Origin of the sequence: Carboxylicivirga marina (genome assembly GCF_016612505.1) — a bacterium.
Classification (GTDB): domain Bacteria; phylum Bacteroidota; class Bacteroidia; order Bacteroidales; family Marinilabiliaceae; genus Carboxylicivirga; species Carboxylicivirga marina.
In genome coordinates this window covers 40609-67014 of sequence record NZ_JAENRR010000026.1, presented here as the reverse complement: position 1 = coordinate 67014, position 26406 = coordinate 40609, and the positions used below count along the sequence as shown (strand labels likewise).

Here is a 26406-nt window from a genome sequence, read left to right as displayed (position 1 = left end):
TACACCTTAATGCAGCTAATAATAATGAAGCTGTTTGCTTAATCTAGAAGAATACAATAGTACGTGAGTAGTTACGATTTTGTAGGATTTTAGCCTTAAAATTCACAAAAATCATGAGCGGGATTGTTTCTTTTACAGCAATGGTAAAAGAAAATCTGCCTGATAAGGCGTTCGCATGAGCCGCGATGGCTTTCCCTTTTTTAGTTCGCTTCATGTTTGTTTTTTATTGTGCTCATGATTTCCGCTTTGCTCTAATTCTACAGTCAAAAAAGGGAAGAAAAAGTCCGCTGACTACAGCACTCGATGACCTTTCTAATCTTATTCACTGAATTAAAAGAACTCACCCGATAATCATCGGTCTCAAACAGCTTTTAATTCTACGTTCACTTCGCTTGAAAAGTGCCCATCTACGTTGCTGCTGTCAGAATCCTCGGAAATTCAATGGTGTACTTGGATGGCGCGTTGGCCGTGCCGGAAAGTGAAGGCCAGTGGTGGGGTGAATTGTCTCTTCTACTAATAATTCAATGAAGGGGCTTGCCTTTATGTTTGAAAAACGACTTACTTCATTAGAATTATTGAGAAGAGATAAGAGCGGGAGGACATTCTTTCCGGCTAGACTTTTTTTGCCTTTTGTGGCAATGATATCGGAATAAATAAGAATTGAGTATGCTTATTTATTTCAGCATGAGAAACCTGTCTGGTAAGACTATAATCTTGGCGCTTCGCCCAAACCCGAGTTACTTTTTGCTACAGGGCAAAAACTAACGAAAAACCCCGCTGACTAAAGCACTCAGCGACCCACTATCAATTGGCTTCGCAAGAGATTTAATAATGAACAGCTTCTGTTCCAAATCTCTTTTATGCTTCGCTGCATTGAGTGGGTACCCCGCTTACGTTACTGATGTCAGATCCCTGGGAAATTCAATGGTGTACTTGGGTGCGCGTTGGCATTATTTCCGGCTAGTCCCGCTATAGATTTTGTATGAATTTAGCCTTAAAATTCACAAAAATCATGAGCGGGATTGTTTCTTTTACAGCAATGGTAAAAGAAAATCTGCCTGATAAGGCGTTCGTTCCAGCCGCGAGGGCTCAAACTTTTTTCTTGATAAAAAAGTTCGCAAAAAATCATTGACTACAGCACTCAGCGACCCACTTTCAATTTGCTTAGCAAGAGATTTAATAATGAACAGCTTCTATTCCAAATCTCTTTTATGCTTCGCTGCATTGAGTGGGTGCCCCGCTTACGTTGCTGATGTCAGAATCCTTGGAAATTATCGTCGGGCTCATTCCCCAATCAAAACAGCGTTTTGACAGTGCGTTGGCCTGTCTGGCAATGGAGCCAGTGGTGGGGTGAAAAACTAATTTCGTGATACTTCTTAAAAGGAGCTTGCTTTTGCCTTTGATAAAAGGCTTTACTTTTAATAGATGTATAGAAATTAGTTTGAGCGCGAGGGACATTTTGCCAGACTAGCCTTTTTCTGCCTTTTGTGGCAATGACAAAAGGCAACCTGTCTGGTAAGACTTCGCTAAAGCCTTTAGATTTAGTTAAGGAATTATATACTCTTGAGTGAACATTAAATAGTCTAGATTTTTTTTTCCCTATTGCCTGCGGCACTTCCCCAAGGGGAAGATTTGATTGGCAGTTGGGCATATATTCCAAAAATGCAAGCTGTACATAAATGCTCCACTTGGGGAGCTACCCGTAGGGTTGAAGGGGAATGCTTAACGCTTAACTAAATGACATTGCCCGGCACGAGGGAGTTAAATTCAAAACCTTTAAATTTCTGACCCAAACCATGCTTTTACTTTCTTTTACAGTCGAGTACGAATACAAAAGGAAGTAAAAACCATGTTCTTATACTCCATTCAATCAGGTAAATCCAACAACCTTAAATATTACTTCTCTAAATATGTATAACCATATAAACCAGAACGATAATTCGATAAAAACTCTTTCCCCTCTTTAGGAGATATCTTTCCTTGTTTGACCGATGAGGTGACCCATGTTTCTACCGTACGTACTAACTTTTTGGGGTTGTACTGTACGTATTCTAATACATCGGCAACTGTTTCACCGTCAATGATCTGATCGATGGAGTATCCGTCGTCTGTTGCTGACAAATGTACCGCGTTGGTATCGCCAAACAGGTTGTGTAAATCGCCTAAAATTTCCTGATATGCACCCACCAGAAATACCCCCATATAATATGGTTCATCTTTTTTTAGCTTATGCACTGGCAGGTTGTAACTAATGTTTTTTGTAGCAATAAAGTTTTCAATTTTACCATCAGAATCACAAGTAATATCCTGCAATGTAGCTTCTACATTTGGCCTTTCATTATGTCGGTGTAGCGGAATGATAGGAAATATCTGGTCGATAGCCCATGAATCGGGTAAGGACTGAAAAAGCGAAAAATTACAGAAGTACTTTTCCGATAATAGCTTTGATAGGGTGTTAAATTCATCAGGCACATGCTTAAGGTTCGAAGCCATTTTGTATAAATCGCGGGCAATGCTCCAGAACAAGCGTTCTATTTGTGCACGTGTTTTGATATCCAGTAATCCTAAGCTAAAACGATCTAAGGCCTCTTCGCGAATGAGTTGTGCATCGTGCCATATTTCGAGCATCTTTGATTGATTTAATCGTTCGCGCGAATCATATAGCTCTTTTACTAAATCATGATCATCCTTCTTTAGTTCGATGTCATTATTCCATTCAGGGGCAGAACTTGATTCCAATACCTCAAAAACCAATACCGAATGATGAGCTGTTAATGAACGGCCCGATTCAGTAATGATGTTAGGGTGTGTAATTTCGTTCTTATCAGAAGCATCTACCATGCACGAGATAGCATCGTTAATATACTCTTGAATGCTATAGTTGACACTGCTCTCGCTGTACGACGATTTAGTACCATCATAATCAACGCCTAATCCGCCACCAATATCAACAAACTCAACGTTAAAACCTGACTGATGAAACTGTACATAGAATTGTGCGGCTTCACGCAGGGCAATTTTAATGCGTCTAATTTTTGTAACCTGACTACCTATATGAAAATGAATCAGCTTTAAACTATCTTTCATATTGATAGATTCAAGATAATCCATTGCTTTAATAAGGTCACTTGAGGTGAGACCAAACTTGCTGACATCACCACCTGAGCTTTCCCACTTACCACTACCCGAACTGGCAAGCTTAACTCTAACGCCAAGGTTAGGTGTGATTTTCAAACGGCTTGCAATGGAGGTTATCATTTTAAGCTCATTCAGTTTTTCAACAACTAAAAAAATGCGTCTACCCATTTTTTGTGCAAGTAAGGCTAACTCAATGTAATCTTCATCTTTGTAACCGTTGCAAATAATAAGCGAATCGTTATTGGTGCTTGATGCAATAACCGCATGCAACTCAGGTTTTGAGCCGGCTTCAAGACCAATGTTGTACTTTTTACCATGGCTGACAATCTCGTCAACAACGGGTTGTGTTTGGTTAACCTTAATGGGGTATACGACAAAGCTTTCGCCTTTGAAATTATATTCTTTGCCTGCCTTTTTAAAACAGTCGTTCATTTTAAGAATACGATTATCCAGAATATCAGGAAATCGTAATAATACCGGGGTATTAACATCGCGCACCTGAAGCTCATCAATTGCCTCTTTTAAATCGATGCTATTGCCGTCTATATTGGGGGTTACCGTAACATTACCTTTGTCGTTAATAGAGAAATAGTTAATTCCCCAACCCTGAATGTTGTAAAGCTCAACGGAATCATCAATCGTCCACTTTCTCATTTATCTATTCTTAAAAATGATACTTAAAATTTTGTAAATAAGTTTTGCAGCCAAATAATCGGGTGCTTTGTTATCCTTATTAGGACACAGTTCTACGATGTCAAAGCCTACTATATTGACTTTATTTGCAACGGTTTTAACCAGCTCAATTACATCATTAAAGAGCAGCCCATCGGGTTCGGGGGTGCCAGTAGAGGGCATAATGGAAGTGTCAAAAACATCTAAATCGATGGTGAGGTAAACATTCTTTTTTAGCTTTTTTAATACATCCTTTTTCCAGCTGCTATTGTTTCGTATCTGATGCCTGAAAAACATATTACTTGTTTTAACAAAGGCCTTTTCCTCCTGGCACATACTACGAATACCTACTTGTACAATATGAGCATATTCCTGCGCTTTGTACATGGCACAAGCATGGTTGTATTCTGAGCCTTCGTATTTTTGTCGTAAATCGGCATGCGCATCGAGCTGAAGGATGCTGAGGTCATTATATTTTTCTGAGTATGCTTTAAATGCACCAATACTAACAGAATGCTCGCCTCCTAAAAGAACTGTAAACTTATTGCTCTTAAACTGATTGTTGACTTCATTTTCTACTGCCAAAGCCATCAATTCAGGACTGGTATTTTCGCTAATGGGTGGCAAGGTATAAATGCCTTTCTGGCTAATGTCTGATTCGGTTTCGATATCATACATTTCCAATGTGCCCGAAGCCTCAATAATGGCCTCAGGGCCTTTGTCGGCACCTTTTATCCATGTACTTGTGCCGTCATAAGGAACAGGAAGAATAACAATTTTTGCTTCGTTGTAATCTAAGCAGTAGCCATCTTCACCACAAAAGTGTTTTGCAAAATCTATGCTCATTTTTGCTTTAGCTTAAACGTGATTTGTAATCATTATACCCAAACTCTTTCACTAAAGTAAGTTCATTTTGGTTTGAATTGAACTTGTAAATAAGAGGCAAGCGCACGCCATTAAAAGTGGTGTTTTTCACCATGGTATAATGGGCCATATCACCAAAAACAAGCTTGTCACCAATCTGTAGAGGTTTATCGAAACTATAATCGCCAATAACATCGCCAGCTAAGCAGGTGATGCCACCCAAACGATAGGTGTGAGCTTTTTCTTGGGGCTCATCAGCATTTTCAATAAAAGGACGATAAGGCATTTCCAGCACATCGGGCATATGAGCGGTGGCCGATGTGTCAAGAATAGCTAGTTTCATTCCGTTATTGAACAAGTCTAAAACAGATGTTACCAATACCCCCGTATTTAAGGCTATAGCTTCACCGGGTTCTAGGTAAACCTTAAGCTTATATTTGCTTCTGAAATCGTTAATAATACGAATAAGTCTTTCCACATCGTAATCGGGGCGGGTAATGTGATGCCCGCCACCAAAATTTATCCACGATATTTTATCGAAATAAAAGCCGAATTTTTCTTCAACAACCGATAAGGTGCGTTCCAATGCATCGGCATTAAGTTCACACAGGTTATGAAAATGCAAACCACTTATTCCCTCTAAATCAACCAGGCCAGCTTTGAAATTCTCAAGTGTTGTTCCCAATCGACTATTGGGGCCACTTGGGTCATAAATAGCCGTATCTGTTTCGGAGTGTTCAGGATTGATTCGCAAGGCTGTTTCGATATGCGGATGCTGCTTTACCAGCTCTTTATACCTGTTCCATTGGCCAACCGAGTTAAAAACAATGTGGTCGGCCAACTTTACATGCTCTTCCATATCAGCTTGCGAATAGGCCGGGGCATAACAATGTAGCTCGCCACCAAACTCGTGGCGGCCTAGCATAGCCTCGCTTACCGAACTCGCCGATGTGCCCGGCAAGTATTGCTTAACAAGCTTTGCCATACTCCACATGGCAAAACCTTTAAACGCTAAAAGGATTTTTGAATTTGTTTTATCCTGAACATACTTAAGAAGCCTGAGGTTTTCCTCAAGCTTACTTTCATTAACAATGTAGCAAGGCGTTTTTAATCCACTCAGCTGTTTAGGCGAAAGCTTTATTCTACCGAACTGCTCCATTCTTCAACATGCCAAGGTAAACCGTATGTTTTTAAATCTTCCATAAAGGCATCGGGGTCAAGCTGCTCCATGTTGTATACGCCGGCCTGCTTCCATTTGCCTGTAAGAATCATTTTAGCACCTATCATTGCCGGAACACCTGTGGTGTATGAAACAGCTTGCGAGCCAACTTCTTTAAACGTTTCGGCATGGTCGCAATTATTATAGATGAACTTACGTATTTTTTTACCGTCTTTTATCCCTTCAATTACACAACCAATTGATGTTTTTCCAGTGTAGTTTTCGGCCAGAGAGCCTGGATCCGGTAATAACTGTTTTAAGAATTCAAGCGGCACTACTTTTTGCCCTTTGTAATCAACTTCGTCAATGCGGTCTAATCCGAGGTTTTGTATAACGCGCAAATGTGTTAGGTATTCCTCACCAAAAGTCATCCAGAATCGGATGCGATTTAGTCCTTTTATGTTTTGACAAAGTGACTCCATTTCCTCGTGATACATCAGGTACATTTTGCGTACTCCTACACCCGGGAAATTAAAATCCTGCTTTACAGAAAGTGGTTCGGTCGTTTTCCATTCGCCTTGTTCCCAATAGCGACCGTTGGCTGTAATTTCACGAATATTTATTTCAGGATTAAAATTGGTCGCAAATGCCTGACCATGGTCACCACCATTGCAATCAACAATATCGATGTTGTGTATTTCATCGAACAAATGCTTTTGAGCATAGGCACAAAACATATTGGTTACACCCGGGTCGAAACCTGAACCTAATAGTGCCATTAGACCGGCTTCTTTATACTTATCCTGATAAGCCCATTGCCATTTGTATTCAAACTTGGCCTCGTCTTTAGGCTCATAGTTAGCCGTATCAAGATAATCGACGCCAGTTTCGAGGCAAGCGTCCATAATCGCCAAATCCTGATAGGGAAGGGCAACGTTAATCACCAACTTTGGCTGGTGTTTATTGATTAAAGCAACCGTTTCTTCAACCTTATCGGCATCTAATGCCTCGGTAATGACTTCACGGTTAAGACGTTTTTTTACGTCTGCAGCGATTTTATCGCATTTACTTTTTGTACGAGATGCTAAAACAATCTCACCAAAAACTTCCGGAACAGCAGCACATTTATGCACTACTACATTGCTTACGCCTCCGGCGCCAATAATCAGAACTTTGTTCATTTTTTTACAAAATTGAATTGTTTAAAAAATGTAATGACTCGGTATCGAGTCAAAACTCAAAAATATAAAACTTGTAAAAGAGCGTTTGTGTAATTAATTGTAAATCAGAGTTAAAAATCTATTAACTGTCTGATTTTTTTTAAAAGCTCGCAAATATAAACTTTTTTCAGAATAGTAAGAAACTGTTTAAATTTTGTTTTTGTGAATTGTTTTGGATGAATCAAGTTCAATCTGATGCAAAATTGGTGCGTATTAAATTGGTGAATGAAAATAATAAGACGTACTACATGAACAATAGCATCGCTTTTTAAATATTTTTTGCTTGAAAATGAAACTTAAATCATCAAAACATACCATAGGGTGATTCCTAAACAGCATCTAAAAAAATTACACTAAAGTATTTCGCAAATATCAAGCTTAAAGTACTATAGTGCAAGCTATGGTTTCCGAAAAGCATGTATTGATAATGATTACGTCAATTAAATCATGATGGTATGATTGATTGACGTTCTTATGATGGTATTTGCATTTCTATAAGGCAGTTAACTAGAGTGTTATGTGTTCATAAAAGAATAATTTCCGAATTAAATGCATCTTATCTTTGGATTCCATTATAAAATAATACTACATTTGCCGCCATATTAATGGTGCGTCAAAGTCAACCTATTCGGACTTTGACAGAAAGAGGGAATCCGGTGTAAATCCGGGACTGTACCCGCAGCTGTAAGCTCTTTTAACTCCATTGCAAGAGGTCACTTTTCGCCATTGGCGAATGGGAAGGCGCAATTAGGAGGGAGTAAGTCAGAAAACCTGCCATAGCAAACATATTTTTATTCAAAGCTTTCGGGTTTAAAAGTTTGATAACTATGAAAAAGTACTTCCACTTTAATGGCAGGAATAGTAGCCTGCAATCGTCATCCTATCGCTGCACAGTTCCTCTGGTTTTGTGTCTGTTTTTCTGTATTCAGGGTTACCATCTTTAAGCTTTAAGAACGAATGTATGGTGCTTCATGACTTCATTGTTGTGTAGTGCATAATTATATTCCTATGAAATTTTATCCAATTCACCTTGATATAAAAAACAAACCTTGTTTGGTTGTTGGTGGCGGTAAAGTGGCTCAAAGAAAGGTCATTAAGCTTTGTCAGGCTGGTGCTGCCGTAACTGTTATTTCCAAAGAATTAACACCAGACCTGAAAGTGCTGAACGAGCAAAAACAATTCAAGTACCTCAATCGCCATTATCATACGGGTGATGTTAACGATTTTTTCCTGGTTTTTGCCGCCACTAACAACTTAGAGCTTAATAAACAGATAATTAGAGGAGCTAAAAGCAAGCAAGTGCTGAGTAACCGTATCAATGGAGTTGATGAAGGCGACTTTATTTTGCCGGCAACATGCCAGGTAGGCGATCTGCACATTGGCATTACCACGCAAGGGCAATCACCTGCCTTATCGGCTCGCATGCGTAGGTACTTTATGCAGAAATTATCGACACTTACACCCGAAGAGATAGAGGCTGTTGCTGATGTCAGACGCCAAATGTTGATTTCAGATAATGAGAAAGATAAGGTGGATATGATGACGCTGGTAGATGAAATTATCCATAAGATAGAAAGTAACCCTGTTGAACCTGACAAACTTTAATTTATGAATACCAACTACGGAAAGGTATGGCTCGTAGGGGCTGGTCCTGGCGACCCGGAACTAATCACAATGAAAGCTGCTAATTTGCTTAAAAAGGCCGATGTGATTTTATACGATTACCTGGTCAATACAGACTTGTTAGATTATTGTCAGCCACATTGCCAGATGGTGTATGTTGGCAAAAAGAAAGATAAGCACACCTTTCCTCAGAATGAACTGAATGAGATGTTAGTGCATTATGCCGAGGACAACCAGTGCATTGTACGCTTAAAGGGCGGCGATCCATTTGTGTTTGGCCGTGGTGTTGAAGAAATCATGACCCTCATCGAACATGATATTGATTACGAAGTGGTGCCTGGCATCACCTCAGGAGTGGCAGTGCCTGCATACATGGGAATCCCAGTCACTGCTCGTCACACCGCATCATCAGTTACTTTTGTGACTGGCCATCCGGCAAAGAACGGCAAGAATGCTGTTGACTGGCAATCCTTGGCCAAAGCCAGTGATACTTTGGTGGTGTACATGGGTATTAGCAATGCTGCACACATAGCCAGTGAATTACAGCAAGGCGGAAAAGGAAGTGATACACCGGTGGCAGTAATTCGTTGGGGAACTTATGCACAACAGTCAATGTTAAAATCTACTCTTAACACGATTGGTGCAGATATGCAGGAGGCTGGTTTTAAACCGCCTGCACTAATGGTGATAGGTGAAGTAGTTAACTATGCTTCCAAACTAAAGCCTGTTATACAAACAGTAACAAAACAAGAACTAAGTCATGTCTAAAAAAGGGATATTATTATGTGGTCATGGTACCCGCGTTAAAAGAGGAGAAGAAGCCTTTTTGAACTATGTGCATCTATTTGCACAGCTGGTGCCCGGGTGCGAGGTGGAAGCCGGATTTTTAGAGTTATCGGAGCCTGATTTCGAAGAAGGTGTTAAGCGCTTGGTTAATAAAGGTGTTACTTCCATTTATGCACTTCCATTATTTTTGTTTACCGGTGTTCATATTCAGAGGGATATACCTTGCATCTTGTTTCAATTGCAGAAAAAATACGATGTAAGCATTAAGTTGGCTAGCTACATTGGCGATTGTCCTGAAATGGTCGCTTTATCAAATGACCTGATTAAGCGTGCCGCCAAAGATATAGAAGGTGAAAATGCCGACACCTTGCTTTATGCCTTAGGCGTTGGGGCATCAAAACCCGAGGCCAATGGCGACTTGGCTCGCCTTACTCGTATGGTGCAGGAAAGCAATCATTTTGCTTTTGCACTACAGGGCTTTTGCAGTCGTATGACCTATCCATCCGTTAGTGACGCTTTGGCCATTTGTGAGAGCTTACCTTATAAAAATATTGTGGTGGTGCCATATATCCTTTTTCCAGGTGTTTACATGGACAAAGCTTTAACATTGTTTTCAGAATTTAATGACAGATTTCCTGAACGCAAAGTGTATGTAACATCCTTGTTGAGTGAATCTAAGTTGCTTTCGGAAATACTGCTTAAACGACTCAGGCGTGTTGAAACCGGCGAGGTAGATTTAATTAGTAATCTTGATACAGAAGTGCTTGAGAGCTATACGCCGCACCATCATCACCATGGACATCATCATCATTCGCATAATTGTAAAGGACACCATCATTAAGATACTATGGCGAAAGGCAGAATATACGGTGTGGCTCTGGGACCGGGCGATCCTGACTTAATCACATTAAAAGCTTTAAAGGTTTTGCAAGCTGCAGATGTGATTTATTACCCCACCACCATCAACTCAAAGGGAGAGAGCAATAGCATGGCCATGCGTGTATTAAAGCATCAGGCTATTGACCTGAAAAAGGCTCTTCCGGTGGAAGTAGCGATGAAATACAAGCGGGCAGCAGTGACGAAAACCTATAAAAAGCTGGCGGCTGATAGTATTGAATTATCCCAACAAGGCAAGCAGGTGGCCATTGTTAGCGAAGGTGACATCTCCTTTTACAGCACGTTTGCTTATTTGATTGATGATTTTAATAAAGCCAATGTTGATTACGAGATGATACCGGGCGTTCCGGCTTTTATTTTAGCCGGAGCCTTAAGTGCTTCTCCCATTTGCACGCAAACTGACGAAGTATTGGTTATGCCTGATGTGGAAAGTGAGGAGCAGCTCAAAACGAAAATTGCAAGCACCGAAACGGTGGTGTTGATGAAGGTGTCAAAAGTAAAAGAATGGATTGCTGAATTTTTGGCAAGTATTGAAGTCGATTTCTTTTATGGCGAATACATGGGGACAGATAAGGAATTTACAACCAGGAATATTTATCAGCTAAAAGGACGACGCATACCTTATTTCTCAATCATCATTATTAAAGCAAAGCACAAAGAACAGTAGTTATGAATCAAAATGCAGGTCACATAAAAGTCATTGGATTAGGGCCGGGTAGTCCCGAATTATTTTTAAAACCCGCCATTGATGCAATTAAAGCAGCTGATGTTATTATAGGCTATAAATACTATTTTCAGTTTATACAAAGCTACTTGCAAGAAGGCACCGATTGCATTGATACAGGTATGCGACAGGAAGTTGATCGGGCCAAAATTGCTTTTGAAAAAGCGGAGATTGGGCACAAGGTAGCAGTTATCAGTTCAGGCGATGCAGGTATCTATGGTATGGCTTCACTGGTGTTGGAAATGGCTCACAAGCAACAATCAACCGTTGATGTGGAAGTTATACCGGGCATTTCGGCCTTTCAGGCTGCTGCAGCTAAGTTGGGGGCACCACTCAGCCACGATTTTGTGATTCTGTCTTTATCCGATTTGCTTACACCGTGGCAATTAATTGAGAAACGCGTGAAAGCGGCTGCATTCGGCGATTTTGTGACTGTTCTTTACAACCCGCGCAGTAAGAAGCGTTATTGGCAAATCTATCGATTACAGGAATTGTTTCTTCAAGAGCGTGAAGCATCAACACCGGTGGCAATCGTGCGTCAGGTTGCACGCGAAGAAGAACAAGTGACACTAACTACCCTGGGCGATTTTAACCCTGAGATAGTGGATATGTTTTCCATCGTTATTATTGGCAATTCGCAAAGCTTTGTGGCAGATGAGAAGATGATAACACCACGTGGTTATTACTCTAAATATGATGAGGAAGGTGCTCCCGGTCCGCTGATTATGCAGGAGAGCTTTAGAAACATTGCTGCTAAGCTTGATGAGTTGGCAATTTCCAATGAAGAGAAGTGGGTGATGATGCACTGTATACATACCACGGCCGATTTTGAGATGAAAGATTTACTGCGAGTGAAGAATGATGCAGTAGCACGCATAAACGATTACCTGCTTCAAGGTGGCACTATTATTACCGATGTGACCATGGTGCAAAGTGGCATTCGTAAAAAAGCCTGTGAGCGTTACGGCATTGACATAAAGTGTTATCTGCACGATAAGCGAACGGCTTCACTAGCCAAGGAGAAGAATATCACCCGTACCCAGGCGGGCATCCGCTTAGCTGTAGAAGAGCATCCCGATGCTTTATTTGTGTTTGGCAATGCACCAACAGCGCTCATTGAGTTAACTGAACTGATGCGAATCAAAGGTTTTCGACCGGCTGGTATTATAGGTGCTCCTGTTGGCTTTGTAAATGTGGAAGAGTCGAAACACCGTCTGCAGACCTTTAATGACCTGCCTTTTATCAGTATTGAAGGTCGTAAAGGAGGTTCCAATCTGGCAGCAACCATTGTAAATGCTGTCTTGTCGCGCGATGAAGCGGAAACACTCAAACCCGGGCGCGATGTGTAGCTTTTATATCATAGGCATATCTGATGAGTCCAAACCTGCCTTCTCCGATGAGGTAAAGCAGCTTTTGTCTGATTCACACACCTTTTCCGGAGGGCATCGCCATTATGAGCTAGTGAAGGAATTATTGCCCAAACAGTATAAATGGTTGGAGCTTGTGGTGCCTTTATCTGATACCTTTGAGAAATACAAGACGGTGAACGATCGTATTATCGTTTTTGCATCCGGCGACCCGCTGTTTTTCGGCATTGGCAACACCATTAAACGTGAGTTTCCAGATGCTGCCATGCAGGTGTACCCAACGTTTTATAGTTTGCAGATGCTGGCACACCGTTGTCATTTACCATATGGCAACATGGTAGTTTCTTCCTTAACTGGCCGCCCTTGGAGCAACCTGGATAAAGAGCTTATTAGAGGAAGCGAATTAATTGGTGTATTGACGGATAAACGTAAAACGCCAGCTGTCATTGGGCAACGCATGAAAGCCGTTGGTCTGACTAATTATACAGTGTATTTGGGCGAACGCATAGGAGGTGAGCGTGAAAAAGTTCGCAATTTGTCCATCGATGAACTGGCACAGTCTAATGCTGTCATGCCCAATTGTCTGATATTGCAAAAGACTCAGCATTTCAACAGGTCGATAGGTATTCCCGAAAGTGAATTTCATCATTTACAGGGTCGTCCGAAGATGATTACAAAACGTAGCATTCGCCTGATGTCATTGTCTATGTTACAACTCAATGAAGCAAAGGTGTGCTGGGATATTGGTTTTTGTACAGGTTCTATCTCTGTTGAGGCCAAGCAATTAGCGCCACACTTAGATATGTTTTCAATTGAAAAGCGTGAGGAATCACGCCAATTGATGCAAATGAATCAATACAAGTATAGAATGCCGGGTATTACATCTGTAATTGCCGATTTTTATGAGTACGACCTTAGTAATTGGCCGGCTCCTGATCGTGTGTTTATTGGTGGGCATGGTGGACGCCTGGCTGAGATGGTGGAGCAACTCAGCAAACATCTGCTTCCGGGAGGGATTATGGTGTTTAATGCTGTGAGTAAGGAAGCGGTCGATGCTTTTCAAGAAGCCATCAAGATGACATCATTACAAATAACAGATAAAATGCTTTTGCAGCAGGATGCACATAATCCAGTCACTGTTTTTCAGGCTACTAAACCCTTAAGCCAGAATACTGAACATTCAGAATCAACTTTTTAAGCCATTAATTATGAACAAGTCAATCATCATCATCAATAATATCCATGCACTTCCGCTAGCTCAATTGCTAAGGCAAGAACTTGATGCTACAATTTGTTCAAGCTCAGGTTACGAGGGAACCCAAAAGATATCTTCTATTCATAAGCTTTTAAGTGAAAACTTCAATCAGCTTGATAGCCTGATATTTATTGGAGCTTTGGGTATTACTGTTCGTTCAGTTGCCCCTTTCATTCAAAGCAAGCAAAGCGATCCGGCGGTGATTAATCTCGATATTTATGGTCGCTTTGTGCAATCAGTGGTATCAGGACATAAAGGTGGCGCCAATGATTTGTGTCAGCGTATTGCGCGAATTACTGGTGGACATGTGGTTGTTACAACAGCGAGTGACTCATTGGAACTGTGGTCTTTAGATACTCTAGGGATTGTCTATAGCTGGCATGCCGAATACAAGCATATTGATGAGAATACTTTCATTGCCAGGTTTGTTAATGGCGCTAAAACAGCTTTATTATTAGAAACGAAAGATGTCGGAACACAATTTCTGGAGCAATCTTTACCCGAGCATGTTTCGGTATTCTATTCGACAGATGATTTTAAGCCAGAAGTTTTTGAAATCATCGTAGCTGTTACACCATATTTACATGAATTTAGTAATCCCACTTTGTTTTATCGCCCTGCTTGCCTGGTGTTAGGTACGGGTTCGCAGAAAGCTATTGATGGGGCTGACTATTCGCAGGGAGTAGAGACGTTTTTGCTTAATAATAATCTGAGTCACCATTCTTTAAAATCCCTTCATTCGATTGATATAAAAAAGGAGGAGCAGGCATTTGTGCAATTTGCAACAAGTAAAGGTATTGCATTTAGTTGGCATGTAGCCGATGATCTAAACCGGGTATCGGATAATTTGGAAACCTCTCAGGCAGCATTGGCAGCTACTGGCGCCAGTAATGTTTCAGAGGCTTCGGCCTTGTTAGGCTCAGGAAATTCTGGCTTACTCGTTAATAAAACCAAAGCGTGTGATGTCTATGGTAGGCACTATACCCTTGCATTAGCCATGGATGTAGCGCAGGAGCGAAAAGGTGCCATTTATATTGTTGGTGCCGGGCCTGGTGATCCTGAGTTGGTGTCGGTTAAAGGCAAGCAATTATTGCAGACTGCTGATTTAATATTATATGCCGGCAGTTTGGTGCCCGAACAGTTAACCCATTATGCCAAAGAAGGCTGTGTAGTGCGTAACTCGGCTCAAATGGATTTAGAAGAGCAGTTTTCTACCATGAAGGAGGCCTACGACAAAGGCGGCATGGTGGTGCGTTTGCACACAGGCGATCCTTGTATTTATGGAGCCATTCAGGAGCAAATGAACTTTTTTGACAAGCATCAGATGCCCTATGAAATCATTCCTGGTATCTCGTCGTTTCAGGCAGCTGCCGCGCGTTTGCAATCGCAATTCACAATTCCGGAGCGTATACAAACCATTATATTAACGCGTGGAGAAGGGCGTACGCCAATGCCAGAACGCGAAAAATTATCTGAACTGGCCAAGTTTCAAAGTACCATCTGTTTGTTTTTGAGCGTAAGCCTTATTGATGATATGCAACAGCAATTGCTTGAAGGCTATCCACCCGAAACACCAGTGGCCATTTGCTATAAACTAACCTGGAAAGAAGAAAAAATCTGGCGCGGACAGCTAAAAGATTTGGCCAATATTGTAAAAGCCAACAATTTAAAACTGACAGTGATGATTGTGGTGGGCGATGCCATTGATAATCGCGAAAATCGTTCGAAGCTTTACGATAGGCAATTCACGCATCTATTTAGGCAAGGCAAGGATGAGTAAGCAACCGTACATATTGTTGTTTGGTGGCACCACCGAAGGAAAAGCTTGTGCCAACTGGTTGAATGATATGGGATTTTGCTATTATTATTCCAGTAAAACAACTACATCCTTTCAGGTGCATAAGAACTGTGTAAAGCTGGAAGGTAATTTATCGGTCGAAGCAATGGTTCAGTTTTGTACCGATAATCATATACAAGTCATTATAGATGCCGCGCACCCTTATGCCAGAGACTTACATTGGAATATAAATAAGGCTTGTCAGCAGTTAGCTATCCATCATATAAGAGTTGAAAGAGCTTTTGGGCCAAGAGTAGACTCAAAGAACGTTTTCTATTTTACTTCTTTAGATGAGATGATGCAGCATTGTCAGCTTGCATCGTATCAAAAGATAGTTTCCTTAATGGGAGTTAAGAGTGTTGGTAATCTGCATAAAAATCTGCCGGAGAAGCAGCTTTGGTATCGCATACTAGATCGGCCATTATCAAGGGATGAAGCACTGTCCAGCGGTGTTGAAGAATCACATATTCTTGCCTCAAATAAGTTTGATAAGCTCAATGATGTGATGACGCTTATTGAGGTAGAGAAGATTGATGCTATACTAACAAAAGACAGTGGATACAATGGCTTGTTCGATCAGAAGCTTGCATTGGCTCAGCGCTATCAATTGCCTCTGCTTGTGTTGGATAAGCCCGCTTTGCCTGAGTTTGCTGCAGTGTTAAAATGCAGGGCCGATTTACGGCGTTACCTGTCAGAACACTTTGTGTTACCAGTGAAAGAATTAGTGCACGGTTATACCAGCGGTACTTGTGCAACTATCTGTGCTAAAGCCGCTGCTTCTTTGCTCATATCGGGAAAGTGTCATTCAAATGTAGCTATTCATTTGCCCGATGGTGAGTTGGTAAAAATGCCTATTCATTCAAAAGGGCGAGATAATAATTCGGCATTTGCAACAGTGATAAAAAACAGTGGCGACGATCCGGATTTAACAGATGGTCAGGTGATTGGCTGTCGCATTTATAAAAATAATACCGGCGATATATGCTTTGTCAAAGGTGAAGGCGTTGGTATCGTACAATTACCAGGCTTGGGGCTCCCCATTGGTGAACCTGCTATCAACAAAGTACCTCGTGCCATGATTGAAGGTGAATTGCAAGGCTTACTTCAAGATGAAGAAGATAGTGTTGGATTAGACGTAGAAGTATTTATACCGCAAGGGAAACGTTTAGCTCAAAAGACCTTCAATCCTCGTTTAGGTGTTGAAGGTGGACTATCTATTATTGGCAGTACAGGGAGGATCAAACCTTTTTCATCAGAAGCTTATGTTGCTACTATAAAGCGCCAGCTATGGGTTGTTGAGGAAAACGAGGCAAGGCATGTGGTGTTTAATTCAGGCGGCAGGAGTGAAGCGTACCTCAAACAATATTTTAATCATCTGCCTGGCTATTGTTTTGTACAATATGGCAATTACATCGGTGAGGCATTAAAGGCTGCCAGTAAAATAGGTATTGATAAAGTGAGCCTTGGTATTATGACAGGAAAGGCGGTTAAGCTGGCTGCCGGACATCTGGATACACATAGTCGCAAAGTGGTGATGGATAAAGATTTTATTACCGACCTTGCTCAACAAGCGAATGCTGATTTGGAGCAACTTAAGCAGATTAAAAAAATCAGTATGGCCAGAGAATTGGAAAATATATTTCCTTTTAATGCAGATGAACCATTTTTTCAGATACTAAAAAAGAAGTGTGAAGAAGTGGCTCGTTCTGTTGTCAAAGACTTTAAATTGGAAATGCTGCTAATAAACAACAAGGGAGAAATCCTGCAATAGAGAGATAAATCATGACTAAAAAAAACCTTTACCTTTTCGCACTCTTGTTTGTGCCTTTCCCGGCATTTAGCATGCACATTATGGAAGGCTATCTGCCTCTGGAGTGGTCTGTTGTGTGGTCACTCGTTTTTATTCCATTTATTATTGTTGGTACAAAAAGCATCAAGCAGTTGATTGCTCAATCGCCCGAAAAGCGCATGGTGCTGGCCATGGTCGTGGCTTTTGCATTTGTATTATCATCATTAAAAATGCCATCGGTAACGGGCAGTAGTTCTCATGCAACAGGCATGGCATTCGGAACGGCATTAGTAGGGCCATCTTCCATGGGTATTGTGGGCACAATTGTTCTCTTATTTCAGGTGTTTCTGCTGGCACACGGTGGCATCACTACACTTGGAGCGAATGCTTTTGCAATGGCTTTTATTGGACCTGTGGTAAGCTATATTGTGTTTAAGGTCCTAAAGAAATCAGGTATAAAGTTTCGTATTTCTTTGTTTAGCGCTGCTGTTATTGGCAATCTCGCTACTTATGTGTTTACATCCTTGCAACTGGCATTAGCCCACCCTGATGCGTCGAGTGGAATAGGTGGAGCCTTTATTAAGTTTATTGGCATTTTTGGACTTACACAGGTTCCTGTTGCCATTGTCGAAGGATTATTAACAGTGATGGTTGTCAATCTGTTGATCGGAAATGATTTCGTGAAGGAATCAGAGTTGTTTTCATTTAAAGCATTTAGTCAAATAAAAACAAGGGGGGTAGCACATGGCACAAAATAAACAGTTTAAACTGCAGAATTATATCTTATTGATTATATGCCTGCTTATTCCAATAATCGCTCTTTATGTAGGCGGAGACTCTGAGTTTGGAGGGGCTGATGGTATGGCAGCTGAATTGATTGATGCGGAAGGTAATGGTTATGTACCATGGATAGATAACATTTGGGCGCCACCAGGTGGTGAAACTGAAAGTTTACTTTTCTCATTGCAGTCGGCGATAGGAGCTGGTGTGTTGTTTTATTTTATTGGTTTTATAAAAGGAAAAAAAGCCGGCATCAATGCAAAATAGAGAGCTATTGTCAACGCCATTTATGTCAGGCACCAGCGAGAAACTCTTGATGTTAATGATATGGTTGTGTCTGGCTGTTGGTCCCAATCTATTAATGATGCAGTCTGTCTTACTGGTCTGTGGACTTGTTATTTTGTTTTTCAAAAAAGGAAAGCAAAGTGCCAGTTTTAAAGTGATGCTTTTAGCTTTACCATTTATAGTAATTGCAAGTGTTGGTGTGCTGTTTGAAATGGGGAGTAAATTGCCAAATGCTACCTTTCAATTCAATACTTTCGGACTGTGGTGGAACATTACGCCTGGCAGTTTGCAAAAGTCAATGTTGCTTATGCTAAAAGCGGTTAACGGGCTTTGTATTCTTCAGTTTGCCGTTCGGAATTTCTCATATCATGAATCCATAACAGTTGCTAAACGATTACACTTGCCACCTGTGTTAATTGAGATGATAGTATTGTCATATCGATATTTGCACGGGGTTCAAAAAACAGCAAGTGAAGTGATGATGGCCCAAAGGCAGCGCATGGGTTATCAAAATTTGTCAACATCGGTAAACTCATTTTCATTAATGCTATCAGCTGTCTTTGTCAGAAGCCTTCGTTTTTCAATACAAAACAACCAGGCCATGGGAGTGAGGGCCTATAATGGTACTTTATATCTGCCAGAAGAATGGCACCGTAGTTCTGTTTTAGGATTTGCATCTGTTGTGGTCTTTAGTTTGTTCTTTATTAGCTTATCATTTTTATAATATGGATCAGGTCTTACAACTTCGTCATATCAGTTATAGTTATTCATCGGGCAATAAGGCATTGCAGGATGTCTCACTTTCAGTAAATAAAGGTGAACGGATAGCTTTGATGGGAGCCAATGGTTCGGGTAAGTCCAGTTTGTTTTTGGTTTTGACAGGTATTATAATGCCAAATGAAGGCCATTACTTTCTTAAGGGGAAAAGCTTTCGTTATTGTCGAAGACTTCGCCAGGAGCTATGTAAAACCATTGGTTTTGTTTTTCAGGATCCTGAGGTGCAAGTGGTATCCAATCAGGTGTTTGAAGATGTGGCTTTCGGACTGCGCAATATGCGATTAAGTGACGAAGAAGTAGAGTATCGAACCCATCAATATCTGGAGTTGACCGGTATTTTACATTTAAAGGATAAGCTGATTCATACCTTGAGTTATGGTCAGAAAAAGCAAGTGGCACTGGCTGGAGTTTTAGCTATGGAGCCAGAAGTTATTTTGCTGGATGAGCCATTTGCCTGGTTGGATTATCGACAATCGAAGCGCTTGCTAACTTTGCTCAATCAACTGACTAAGATGGGCAAGACACTCATTGTTAGTACCCATGATTCTGAATTTGCCAATCAATGGGCGCAACGAGCATGGGTCATGAAAGATGGCGCATTAGAAGCGGATTTGCCTACAGAGAACTTGTTCAATAATGCTCAATTAGTAGATAAGTTGGATATAGCTCCTTTGGTGTCTAAAGAAACTCCAGAAGTTCTCTCAACTCATTAATTACAAAGGTGATGTCTTCATCATGAGATTGTTTTTTTGAATTGAAGAACACCTGATCGATGCCGGCCTTTTTTGCCCCTTTGATATCAGCTTCGAGGCTATCACCAATAACCAGACTTTCCTTTCTGCTGGCATGACTGCTTTTGATGGCATAATCAAAAAAGTAGGCATGAGGTTTTTGTACGCCAATTAGTTCAGATATGTAGATGTTGGTAAAAAATGGTCGTAAACCACTATTCTGTAGTTTTTGGTTTTGCACTTCTTTAAAGCCATTGGTTATGATGTGTAATTGGTAGCGCTCTTGCAACTGTCTTAATACTTCAATGGTATTTGGAAATAAAATGGTTTTAGTTCCACTAATATCGAGGTAGTCTTTTGCAAATTTTTGAGCAATGCTAAAATCATCAAAGCCAACTTCGGCAAAAGGAAGGTAAAATCGCTGTACATTTAGCACCTTTTTGGTCACTCGGTTTTTACGGTATTGCGCCCATAAATGCAGGTTATGCGGTTCGTATTTGGCATGAAAATCTTCGTAGTCAGCGAAAAAGCGTGATAGATTATAGGATTCAAACATCTCCCTTAAGGTTGCTTCTGAATTGGCCTCAAAATCCCACAAAGTATGGTCTAAATCAAAAAAGAGATGTTTGTATTTCTTCATTGTGTCTTGTTATTTCCCCACCTGGATTACCAAATGTCGGCTCATGCTCCAAAAATCCTCTTTGTTAGAAATTTTAAGAATCATGGCACCATCTGTTCCTTGTTCTAATGAATAGGTTGATTTAGGATGGTTAGAAAGTATTTTTGCTTTGGGCATATATACATATAGTGAATCCAATTCACGATAGTCGATGGTTGTAAAATAGTCTTGCGAATAGCCTTCAGACAATAGCTTCTTTTTACTTAAGAAACCCTCACTCGAAATAATACCTTCATTTTTAAGCTCCTTTTTTGTGCCAAATACGTACCAGGCACGATAAAGCTTTTCAATGGTATCATCCAATTCTTGTTGGGTGGCATGCTTTACACCTTCAAGCGAGTCAACAACCAATTGCAGCCCTTCAATGGTAAAGTTTAGGTCTGTAATTTGCAAACTCTGGCTTTCCAGTTTCTTTTGCAGCTGTATAATTTCTACTGTTTTATCTTTTAGTTGCGAATTGAGTCGTTTAACCAATTTGCTCAGGTTTGTATTATTAGAACCCGATTGCTGTAATTGCTTTTCCAGTTGCGATATTTGCTCTTTATTTTGAAGCATTAATTCATAGATAACCTGGATGTCACGATTAATGCGATCCTCAAGAGCTTCACCGCCATTTTCGTTATTCGCCACATTCAAAGTGATGAGGTGCTCCTTTTCTTTAATTTTTTGCAGATTACCGTCAATCTCTAATAAGGCAGCTACCAGGCTATTCATTTGTCGATCCTTATCCATTGAAAGCATCTTTAACGAATCAAGCTCCTGGGTATTATCCGAGCTTGTAACTTCAGTTTGTTGGGGAGTTTGCTTACAGGCAAACAGGATGGCAATTAGGGCAATGGTTAGTGCGTATCTCATGTGTTTTGTTTTTATTTTCTCTTGTATGCTTGTGTTGGGAAACTTTCTATCCTCACTCTTCTCTTTTCCTCTCTTTTTTCTTCTTCTCTTCAGCTTTCCCTTCTACAACAATAACTATCTCTCCTTTAACGGTTTTTGATGAGAAATATTGCATTAATTCATCAAGTGTTCCTTGTTTATTCTCTTCGTGTAGCTTACTGATTTCACGTGATACCGAAGCTTTTCGTTCAGCACCAAAGTGCTCAATAAACTGGCCTAGTGTTTTAACCAAACGAAAAGGTGATTCGTAAAACACCATGGTCCGGCTTTCATTGGCCAACCATTCTAAACGTGTTTTTCTACCTTTTTTTTGTGGTAAAAAGCCTTCGAAGCAAAAACGGTCATTGGGTAATCCTGAATTAACCAGAGCCGGAACAAAGGCCGTGGGGCCAGGTAAACATTCGACCTCAATACCAACTTCAATACATTTTTTGACCAATAAATAACCAGGATCAGATATGGCAGGAGTACCCGCATCAGAAACCAATGCAGCTGTTTCGCCGGCTTTCAAGCGGTTAGATACCTTATCAACCGATGAGTGCTCATTGAACTTGTGGTGAGATACCATTCGTGTACTCACTTCAAGGTGTTTTAATAAAAAGCCCGTTGTGCGAGTATCTTCAGCTAAAATAAAATCCACCTCTTTTAAAATTCGAATGGCGCGAAGTGTAATATCTTCCAGATTGCCTATGGGAGTAGGCACTACATATAATTTACTCATTGATACCTTGGTTTGTCAATTTGCAGTGATGTATAGTGTTGAATTGCCGAGCGATATGAAATTGATTTACTGAACTATCAAATCAGCAATTAATCATATCAAGCAGCTATTTAAATAAACCGTCTTTTTATACTTTTAATAAATGATTCGCTCGCTTCATTATCACTGGCCCAGTTGTAATTTGATTGCAGGAAACTAAGAGCAGAATCAAATGAATCCATGCTATTAATTTGCTCCAATGTTTGGTTAAACAAGTCGGCATTGTTATTAAATAACTCGCGCTGAAAATAAAAGCGGTCATTTAAGCCAAAAGCCTTCCTGACATCATTCACCGGTTTGCCTATCTGCTTAATATCATCCACATTTGTTTTATTATTCGACAGCTTGTCATTAACCGATGAAGCCTCCTTGTTAATCACTTCACCCAACACTGATGATTTTGTTGCAGATGGACCTGCAGGCTTGGTTGTAGTGCTATTTTCTGTAGATTCAGGTGCTTCGACCACAACTTGCTTTTCGGCTATTGATGTTAACACTTCTTCTCTGGCAGGAACTTCTTCTATAGCAGCAGGCGTATTATCTTCCTCTTTTTCTTGAACCGCAGTTTGCTCAGGAACAGGTGTTTCTTCAATAACGACCTCTTCTTTCACCGGTTTAATATCAATTGCAGCTTCAACTCTATTAGTCTCAGACGCTTGATGTGATTCAAAGTTAGATTCACCTTGTACAAAGCGCTTTGACGATTCAGCTATCACACTGTTGTCTGTCGAATTTGTATCGTCAATAGCCTGAGAAGTTAAGCTTGACTCGTTAGCCGTTGTTGGTAATTTTTCATCATTAAGTTGCTCCAACAATGTTAACTCCTCATTAATGTTTGCTATTTTAGTGCGGGTTAAGTTGATAAAAGCTGTGTTGAGCTCATCCTTTCCTTTAAAGGTGTTGACCAAGGTGTGAACTTCTTTAATATCATTAAGGATAATATCTATGAGTGCTTCTTTTTCCATAGTAATAAGGTGGCTTTTAATAGACTTTACAAATGTAACGATTGCAATTTAAAAAACTGGATACACTACATGTTTCTTGAAAATAAGGCCAATAGAGAATCACAAAAAGGATGGATTGAAGTGATTGTGGGCTCCATGTTTTCGGGTAAAACCGAGGAGCTTCTTCGACGATTAAAACGTGCGAAAATAGCACAGCAAAGAGTAGAAATATTTAAACCCATGGTAGATGTCAGGTACAGCGAAACAGAAGTGGTATCGCACGATGATAATGCCATTCGATCGACACCTGTTGAATCATCGGGTAATATTATGTTGTTGAGTGGCAATGTAAATGTGGTGGGTATCGACGAGGCACAATTCTTTGATAATGGTCTTGCCAATGTGTGTCATCAATTGGCTAATCAAGGTATACGAGTGATTGTTGCCGGACTTGATATGGATTTTAAGGGCAAGCCTTTTGGACCTATTCCGTCTTTATTGGCAACGGCCGAATATGTGACCAAGGTGCATGCCATTTGTATGCGTTGCGGCGATTTAGCTCAGTTTTCTCATCGCCTTTCTGACGAAGAAAAATTGGTGGTATTGGGCGAAAAAGGAGAATATGAACCGCTGTGTCGTTGTTGTTTTTATAAAGCTAACTCATAAGGTATGTCGTATTCATTGGGTCAAATAGCAGAATGGGGTGGTGCCAATCTAGTAGGTGAAGCCGGGATAAGTGTTGAGAAAATAATCTTTGACAGTCGAAAAACCTTTGTGGCCCAAAAGACTTTATTTATTGCTGTTAAGAGCTCAAATAATGATGGACATGCTTATATATCTGAATTATACGACAAAGGAATACGGGCGTTTATAGTAGAAGCCAGCGCGCATATTAATTACGAACAATATCCGTGTGCAGGTTTTATTGAGTGTAAGGATTCGGTAACTTGCCTTCAGCAAATAGCAACAAAGATTCGTTCAAATTTCTCGGTTCCGTTTATTGGAATTACAGGGAGTAATGGTAAAACCATTGTGAAGGAGTGGTTAGCGGGAATTCTTGAATCTAGTTATAAGTTGGGGCGTTCGCCACGTAGCTTTAATAGTCAGATTGGTGTGCCATTATCAATTTGGATGCTGTCTGAAGACATTGATTATGCACTTATTGAAGCTGGTATTTCCATGCCTTCTGAAATGGAAGCCCTTGGCAATTGTATACAAGCAGATTATGGTATTATAACCAATATAGGGCAAGCGCATCAGGAGAACTTTGATAGCATAGACGAAAAGTTACAAGAGAAACTGAAGCTGTTTAAGTCGGCACATACAATTTTTTATAATGGTGATGATGAACGTATTTCGAAAGCCGTCACTGAAAAGTTTCATACTAAGAAATGTTTGAGCTACGGAGAAGTCTCAAGTAATAACTTATGCTTGCAGAAAATCATCAATACGAAGTCATCTGCAACATTAGAGCTAATTTGGCAGTCGAAACCATTTAAGGTCAGTGTGCCATTTCAAGATGCTATCTCCATTGAAAATGCACTAATGGTAATGCTTTGTTCATTGAACTTGGGTATTAGCATTGATCAGCTTCAGATTGAAATGCCAAAGCTATCTGGTATGGCAATGCGTTTGGAGCAAAAAGAGGGTATTAATAACTGTTTATTGGTTGATGATGGTTACAATGCTGACCTGACTTCCCTGGAATTAGCCTTGGATTACCTGAATCAAATGGGTGCGAAAAACGGTTTGTCGAAGACATTGATTCTGTCCGATATTCAGCAAAGTGGTTTGAATGCTGATGGATTATACCTGCGTATTCAACAGCTTTGTCGAGATAAGGGCATCAACAAACTAATTGGTGTTGGTGCGCATTTGTATGAAGCCATGGGTGGAGCAAATGCTTTTCGAACAACGGATGACTTATTACAACAAATAGATATCAATACATTTTCTAATGAAGCCATACTTATAAAGGGGGCTCGTCAATTTGCTTTCGAACGTGTGTCTGACTTATTAGAACAGCGACGACATAAAACGGTGCTGGAAATTAACCTTAATGCTCTGGCTGAAAATGTGAAGTATTTCCGTGCTAAGCTTCAAAAAGAAACCAAATTACTAGCCATGGTCAAAGCTTTCTCGTATGGCACAGGTTCATTTGAAATCGCTAACCTCCTGGCGCACCAAAAAGTCGACTATCTGGGTGTGGCCTTTGCCGATGAAGGTATTGAATTGCGTAAAGCGGGAATTACCCTGCCTATAATTGTAATGAACCCTGAACTGAGCAGTTTTCCTATGATGCTGGAATATGAGCTGGAGCCTGAGATATACAGTTTTGAAGTATTGGAGGCTTTTTTAACGGCTGTGAAAAGACAGGGGCTTAGTAAGGTATCCGTTCATATTAAAGTAGATACAGGTATGAATCGCTTGGGCTTCTTAGTTAACGAACTGGATGAGTTAATTCAACAATTGCAATCGAATTCAGCATTAGAGCTTAATAGCGTATTTTCTCACCTTGCAGGTAGCGACGACGCCTTGCATGATGGTTTTACAGCTCAACAGATTACGAAATTTGATGAGATATGTAATAAGCTCGAAGCAGGTCTGGGGCACGGATTTATTCGTCATATACTTAACTCGGCAGGCATTGAAAGATTTCCTAATGCACAACTGGATATGGTGCGATTGGGTATTGGTATGTATGGAGTATCGGCAGTGGAAACTAATTCCTTACAACAAGTAACCACGCTTAAGTCATATGTGTCGCAACTAAAAACAGTGAAGGCTGGTGAAACAGTAGGTTATAGCCGAAATGGGAAAGCCAGAGGAGCAATGCAAATTGCCATTATTCCAATTGGTTATGCCGATGGTTTTAACCGACGCCTGAGTAATGGAGTTGGGCAGGTCATCATTAACGGACATGCGGCAACTATTGTAGGTAATGTTTGCATGGATATGTGCATGGCCGATGTAACAGGTATCGAAGTGAAAGCAGGCGATGAGGTGGAGGTCTTCGGCATACAACAGACAATTACACATATGGCAGAGCAATTGGACACTATTCCTTACGAAATTTTAACCAGCATTAGCCGTCGGGTGAAGCGTGTCTATGTTATGGAGTAGTTTTAGTGTTAATATGGGTTTTAGCAACAGTTTTTTTGAAAATGTATTGGTGTGTATGATGCTGTCTGATAGACTCTAGGCCTTTCTTTTTAATTTAATACC

23 protein-coding genes and 1 riboswitch are annotated in these 26406 nt (G+C 40.5%); of the genes, 14 read left to right on the top strand and 9 right to left on the bottom strand.

Annotation, left to right across the window (positions count from 1 at the left end; translation table 11 throughout):
• Positions 1-43: 43 nt before the first annotated feature.
• The 5 genes from JIV24_RS12140 to JIV24_RS12120 all read right to left on the bottom strand — a co-directional run bounded on the left by JIV24_RS12140 (position 44) and on the right by JIV24_RS12120 (position 7014).
• Positions 44-214 carry a hypothetical protein gene (locus tag JIV24_RS12140; RefSeq protein WP_200465312.1) on the bottom strand — a complete coding sequence of 57 codons (171 nt, stop codon included), beginning with the start codon at positions 212-214 and terminating at the stop codon, positions 44-46.
• A 1682-nt stretch (positions 215-1896) separates the two neighbouring features.
• On the bottom strand, positions 1897-3792 hold the full coding sequence (gene speA / locus JIV24_RS12135) for a biosynthetic arginine decarboxylase (protein WP_200465311.1): 1896 nt from the start codon (positions 3790-3792) through the stop codon (positions 1897-1899).
• Positions 3793-4656 carry an agmatinase gene (gene speB / locus JIV24_RS12130; RefSeq protein ID WP_200465310.1) on the bottom strand — a complete coding sequence of 288 codons (864 nt, stop codon included), beginning with the start codon at positions 4654-4656 and terminating at the stop codon, positions 3793-3795.
• A 7-nt stretch (positions 4657-4663) separates the two neighbouring features.
• Positions 4664-5833, bottom strand: a complete 1170-nt coding sequence (nspC, locus tag JIV24_RS12125; RefSeq protein ID WP_200465309.1) for a carboxynorspermidine decarboxylase — start codon at positions 5831-5833, stop codon at positions 4664-4666.
• Complete coding sequence (locus JIV24_RS12120) at positions 5812-7014, bottom strand: saccharopine dehydrogenase family protein (RefSeq protein ID WP_200465308.1); 1203 nt, start codon at positions 7012-7014, stop codon at positions 5812-5814. Before JIV24_RS12120 ends, nspC begins: the two co-directional genes overlap by 22 nt.
• Before the next feature lie 628 nt (positions 7015-7642).
• Positions 7643-7846, top strand: a riboswitch (cobalamin riboswitch).
• A gap of 215 nt (positions 7847-8061) precedes the next feature.
• Between JIV24_RS12120 and JIV24_RS12115 the strand changes: the two genes are divergently transcribed.
• The 12 genes from JIV24_RS12115 to JIV24_RS12060 are packed head-to-tail and all read left to right on the top strand — an operon-like array spanning position 8062 to position 19886.
• A complete protein-coding gene (locus tag JIV24_RS12115) occupies positions 8062-8658 on the top strand; it encodes a precorrin-2 dehydrogenase/sirohydrochlorin ferrochelatase family protein (protein WP_200465307.1) in 597 nt (198 codons plus the stop codon).
• 3 nt (positions 8659-8661) lie between these two features.
• The gene (cobA, locus tag JIV24_RS12110; protein ID WP_200465306.1) at positions 8662-9444 is read left to right on the top strand and encodes a uroporphyrinogen-III C-methyltransferase; all 783 of its coding nucleotides are present in this window, start codon (positions 8662-8664) and stop codon (positions 9442-9444) included.
• Positions 9437-10303, top strand: a complete 867-nt coding sequence (locus tag JIV24_RS12105; RefSeq protein ID WP_200465305.1) for a sirohydrochlorin chelatase — start codon at positions 9437-9439, stop codon at positions 10301-10303. The genes cobA and JIV24_RS12105 overlap by 8 nt, the downstream gene beginning before the upstream one ends.
• 6 nt (positions 10304-10309) lie before the next feature.
• A complete protein-coding gene (cobI, locus tag JIV24_RS12100) occupies positions 10310-11026 on the top strand; it encodes a precorrin-2 C(20)-methyltransferase (protein ID WP_200465304.1) in 717 nt (238 codons plus the stop codon).
• 2 nt (positions 11027-11028) lie between these two features.
• Positions 11029-12432, top strand: coding sequence for a precorrin-3B C(17)-methyltransferase (cobJ, locus tag JIV24_RS12095; RefSeq protein ID WP_200465303.1), 1404 nt, complete (start codon positions 11029-11031; stop codon positions 12430-12432).
• Positions 12425-13648 carry a precorrin-6y C5,15-methyltransferase (decarboxylating) subunit CbiE gene (gene cbiE / locus JIV24_RS12090; RefSeq protein ID WP_200465302.1) on the top strand — a complete coding sequence of 408 codons (1224 nt, stop codon included), beginning with the start codon at positions 12425-12427 and terminating at the stop codon, positions 13646-13648. The genes cobJ and cbiE overlap by 8 nt, the downstream gene beginning before the upstream one ends.
• 10 nt (positions 13649-13658) lie before the next feature.
• Positions 13659-15485 carry a precorrin-4 C(11)-methyltransferase gene (gene cobM, locus JIV24_RS12085; protein ID WP_200465301.1) on the top strand — a complete coding sequence of 609 codons (1827 nt, stop codon included), beginning with the start codon at positions 13659-13661 and terminating at the stop codon, positions 15483-15485.
• The gene (gene cbiD, locus JIV24_RS12080) at positions 15478-17313 is read left to right on the top strand and encodes a cobalt-precorrin-5B (C(1))-methyltransferase CbiD (RefSeq protein WP_200465300.1); all 1836 of its coding nucleotides are present in this window, start codon (positions 15478-15480) and stop codon (positions 17311-17313) included. The genes cobM and cbiD overlap by 8 nt, the downstream gene beginning before the upstream one ends.
• 11 nt (positions 17314-17324) lie before the next feature.
• Positions 17325-18089 (top strand): energy-coupling factor ABC transporter permease, encoded by a 765-nt coding sequence (locus JIV24_RS12075; RefSeq protein ID WP_234445812.1) that lies wholly within the window; start codon positions 17325-17327, stop codon positions 18087-18089.
• Positions 18076-18378: an energy-coupling factor ABC transporter substrate-binding protein gene (locus JIV24_RS12070; protein ID WP_200465299.1), complete on the top strand. Its 303-nt coding sequence runs from the start codon at positions 18076-18078 to the stop codon at positions 18376-18378. Before JIV24_RS12075 ends, JIV24_RS12070 begins: the two co-directional genes overlap by 14 nt.
• Entirely contained in the window at positions 18368-19120 is a 753-nt protein-coding gene (locus tag JIV24_RS12065; protein ID WP_200465298.1) for an energy-coupling factor transporter transmembrane component T family protein, read from the top strand. Before JIV24_RS12070 ends, JIV24_RS12065 begins: the two co-directional genes overlap by 11 nt.
• A 1-nt stretch (position 19121) precedes the next feature.
• Entirely contained in the window at positions 19122-19886 is a 765-nt protein-coding gene (locus JIV24_RS12060) for an energy-coupling factor ABC transporter ATP-binding protein (RefSeq protein ID WP_200465297.1), read from the top strand.
• Here JIV24_RS12060 and JIV24_RS12055 read toward each other — a convergent pair.
• From JIV24_RS12055 to JIV24_RS12040, 4 genes are all read right to left on the bottom strand, one after another.
• Complete coding sequence (locus tag JIV24_RS12055; RefSeq protein ID WP_200465296.1) at positions 19852-20544, bottom strand: YjjG family noncanonical pyrimidine nucleotidase; 693 nt, start codon at positions 20542-20544, stop codon at positions 19852-19854. The genes JIV24_RS12060 and JIV24_RS12055 overlap by 35 nt on opposite strands.
• Positions 20545-20553: 9 nt before the next feature.
• Entirely contained in the window at positions 20554-21438 is an 885-nt protein-coding gene (locus JIV24_RS12050) for a Cbp1 family collagen-binding glycoprotein adhesin (RefSeq protein WP_200465295.1), read from the bottom strand.
• A gap of 52 nt (positions 21439-21490) precedes the next feature.
• On the bottom strand, positions 21491-22198 hold the full coding sequence (rsmI, locus tag JIV24_RS12045; protein WP_200465294.1) for a 16S rRNA (cytidine(1402)-2'-O)-methyltransferase: 708 nt from the start codon (positions 22196-22198) through the stop codon (positions 21491-21493).
• Positions 22199-22308: 110 nt separating this feature from the next.
• Positions 22309-23202: a prolipoprotein diacylglyceryl transferase gene (locus tag JIV24_RS12040; protein WP_200465293.1), complete on the bottom strand. Its 894-nt coding sequence runs from the start codon at positions 23200-23202 to the stop codon at positions 22309-22311.
• 69 nt (positions 23203-23271) lie between these two features.
• Here JIV24_RS12040 and JIV24_RS12035 point away from each other — a divergent pair, with 69 nt between their 5' ends.
• Complete coding sequence (locus JIV24_RS12035) at positions 23272-23847, top strand: thymidine kinase (protein ID WP_200465292.1); 576 nt, start codon at positions 23272-23274, stop codon at positions 23845-23847.
• 3 nt (positions 23848-23850) lie between these two features.
• Positions 23851-26304 (top strand): bifunctional UDP-N-acetylmuramoyl-tripeptide:D-alanyl-D-alanine ligase/alanine racemase, encoded by a 2454-nt coding sequence (locus tag JIV24_RS12030; protein ID WP_200465291.1) that lies wholly within the window; start codon positions 23851-23853, stop codon positions 26302-26304.
• Positions 26305-26406: the final 102 nt, after the last annotated feature.

Bases quoted from the DNA above. Each gene is read 5' to 3' on its own strand.
- cobA (WP_200465306.1), top strand. From the start codon at position 8,662: ATGAATACCAACTACGGAAAGGTATGGCTCGTAGGGGCTGGTCCTGGC.
- cobJ (WP_200465303.1), top strand. From the start codon at position 11,029: ATGAATCAAAATGCAGGTCACATAAAAGTCATTGGATTAGGGCCGGGT.
- cbiD (WP_200465300.1), top strand. From the start codon at position 15,478: ATGAGTAAGCAACCGTACATATTGTTGTTTGGTGGCACCACCGAAGGA.
- JIV24_RS12040 (WP_200465293.1), bottom strand. From the start codon at position 23,202: ATGGAAAAAGAAGCACTCATAGATATTATCCTTAATGATATTAAAGAA.
- JIV24_RS12115 (WP_200465307.1), top strand. From the start codon at position 8,062: ATGAAATTTTATCCAATTCACCTTGATATAAAAAACAAACCTTGTTTG.
- JIV24_RS12060 (WP_200465297.1), top strand. From the start codon at position 19,122: ATGGATCAGGTCTTACAACTTCGTCATATCAGTTATAGTTATTCATCG.
- speA (WP_200465311.1), bottom strand. From the start codon at position 3,792: ATGAGAAAGTGGACGATTGATGATTCCGTTGAGCTTTACAACATTCAG.
- speB (WP_200465310.1), bottom strand. From the start codon at position 4,656: ATGAGCATAGATTTTGCAAAACACTTTTGTGGTGAAGATGGCTACTGC.
- JIV24_RS12030 (WP_200465291.1), top strand. From the start codon at position 23,851: ATGTCGTATTCATTGGGTCAAATAGCAGAATGGGGTGGTGCCAATCTA.
- rsmI (WP_200465294.1), bottom strand. From the start codon at position 22,198: ATGAGTAAATTATATGTAGTGCCTACTCCCATAGGCAATCTGGAAGAT.
- JIV24_RS12140 (WP_200465312.1), bottom strand. From the start codon at position 214: ATGAAGCGAACTAAAAAAGGGAAAGCCATCGCGGCTCATGCGAACGCC.
- JIV24_RS12105 (WP_200465305.1), top strand. From the start codon at position 9,437: ATGTCTAAAAAAGGGATATTATTATGTGGTCATGGTACCCGCGTTAAA.
- JIV24_RS12070 (WP_200465299.1), top strand. From the start codon at position 18,076: ATGGCACAAAATAAACAGTTTAAACTGCAGAATTATATCTTATTGATT.
- cobM (WP_200465301.1), top strand. From the start codon at position 13,659: ATGAACAAGTCAATCATCATCATCAATAATATCCATGCACTTCCGCTA.
- JIV24_RS12055 (WP_200465296.1), bottom strand. From the start codon at position 20,544: ATGAAGAAATACAAACATCTCTTTTTTGATTTAGACCATACTTTGTGG.
- JIV24_RS12035 (WP_200465292.1), top strand. From the start codon at position 23,272: ATGTTTCTTGAAAATAAGGCCAATAGAGAATCACAAAAAGGATGGATT.
- cbiE (WP_200465302.1), top strand. From the start codon at position 12,425: ATGTGTAGCTTTTATATCATAGGCATATCTGATGAGTCCAAACCTGCC.
- JIV24_RS12050 (WP_200465295.1), bottom strand. From the start codon at position 21,438: ATGAGATACGCACTAACCATTGCCCTAATTGCCATCCTGTTTGCCTGT.
- JIV24_RS12065 (WP_200465298.1), top strand. From the start codon at position 18,368: ATGCAAAATAGAGAGCTATTGTCAACGCCATTTATGTCAGGCACCAGC.
- cobI (WP_200465304.1), top strand. From the start codon at position 10,310: ATGGCGAAAGGCAGAATATACGGTGTGGCTCTGGGACCGGGCGATCCT.
- JIV24_RS12120 (WP_200465308.1), bottom strand. From the start codon at position 7,014: ATGAACAAAGTTCTGATTATTGGCGCCGGAGGCGTAAGCAATGTAGTA.
- JIV24_RS12075 (WP_234445812.1), top strand. From the start codon at position 17,325: ATGACTAAAAAAAACCTTTACCTTTTCGCACTCTTGTTTGTGCCTTTC.
- nspC (WP_200465309.1), bottom strand. From the start codon at position 5,833: ATGGAGCAGTTCGGTAGAATAAAGCTTTCGCCTAAACAGCTGAGTGGA.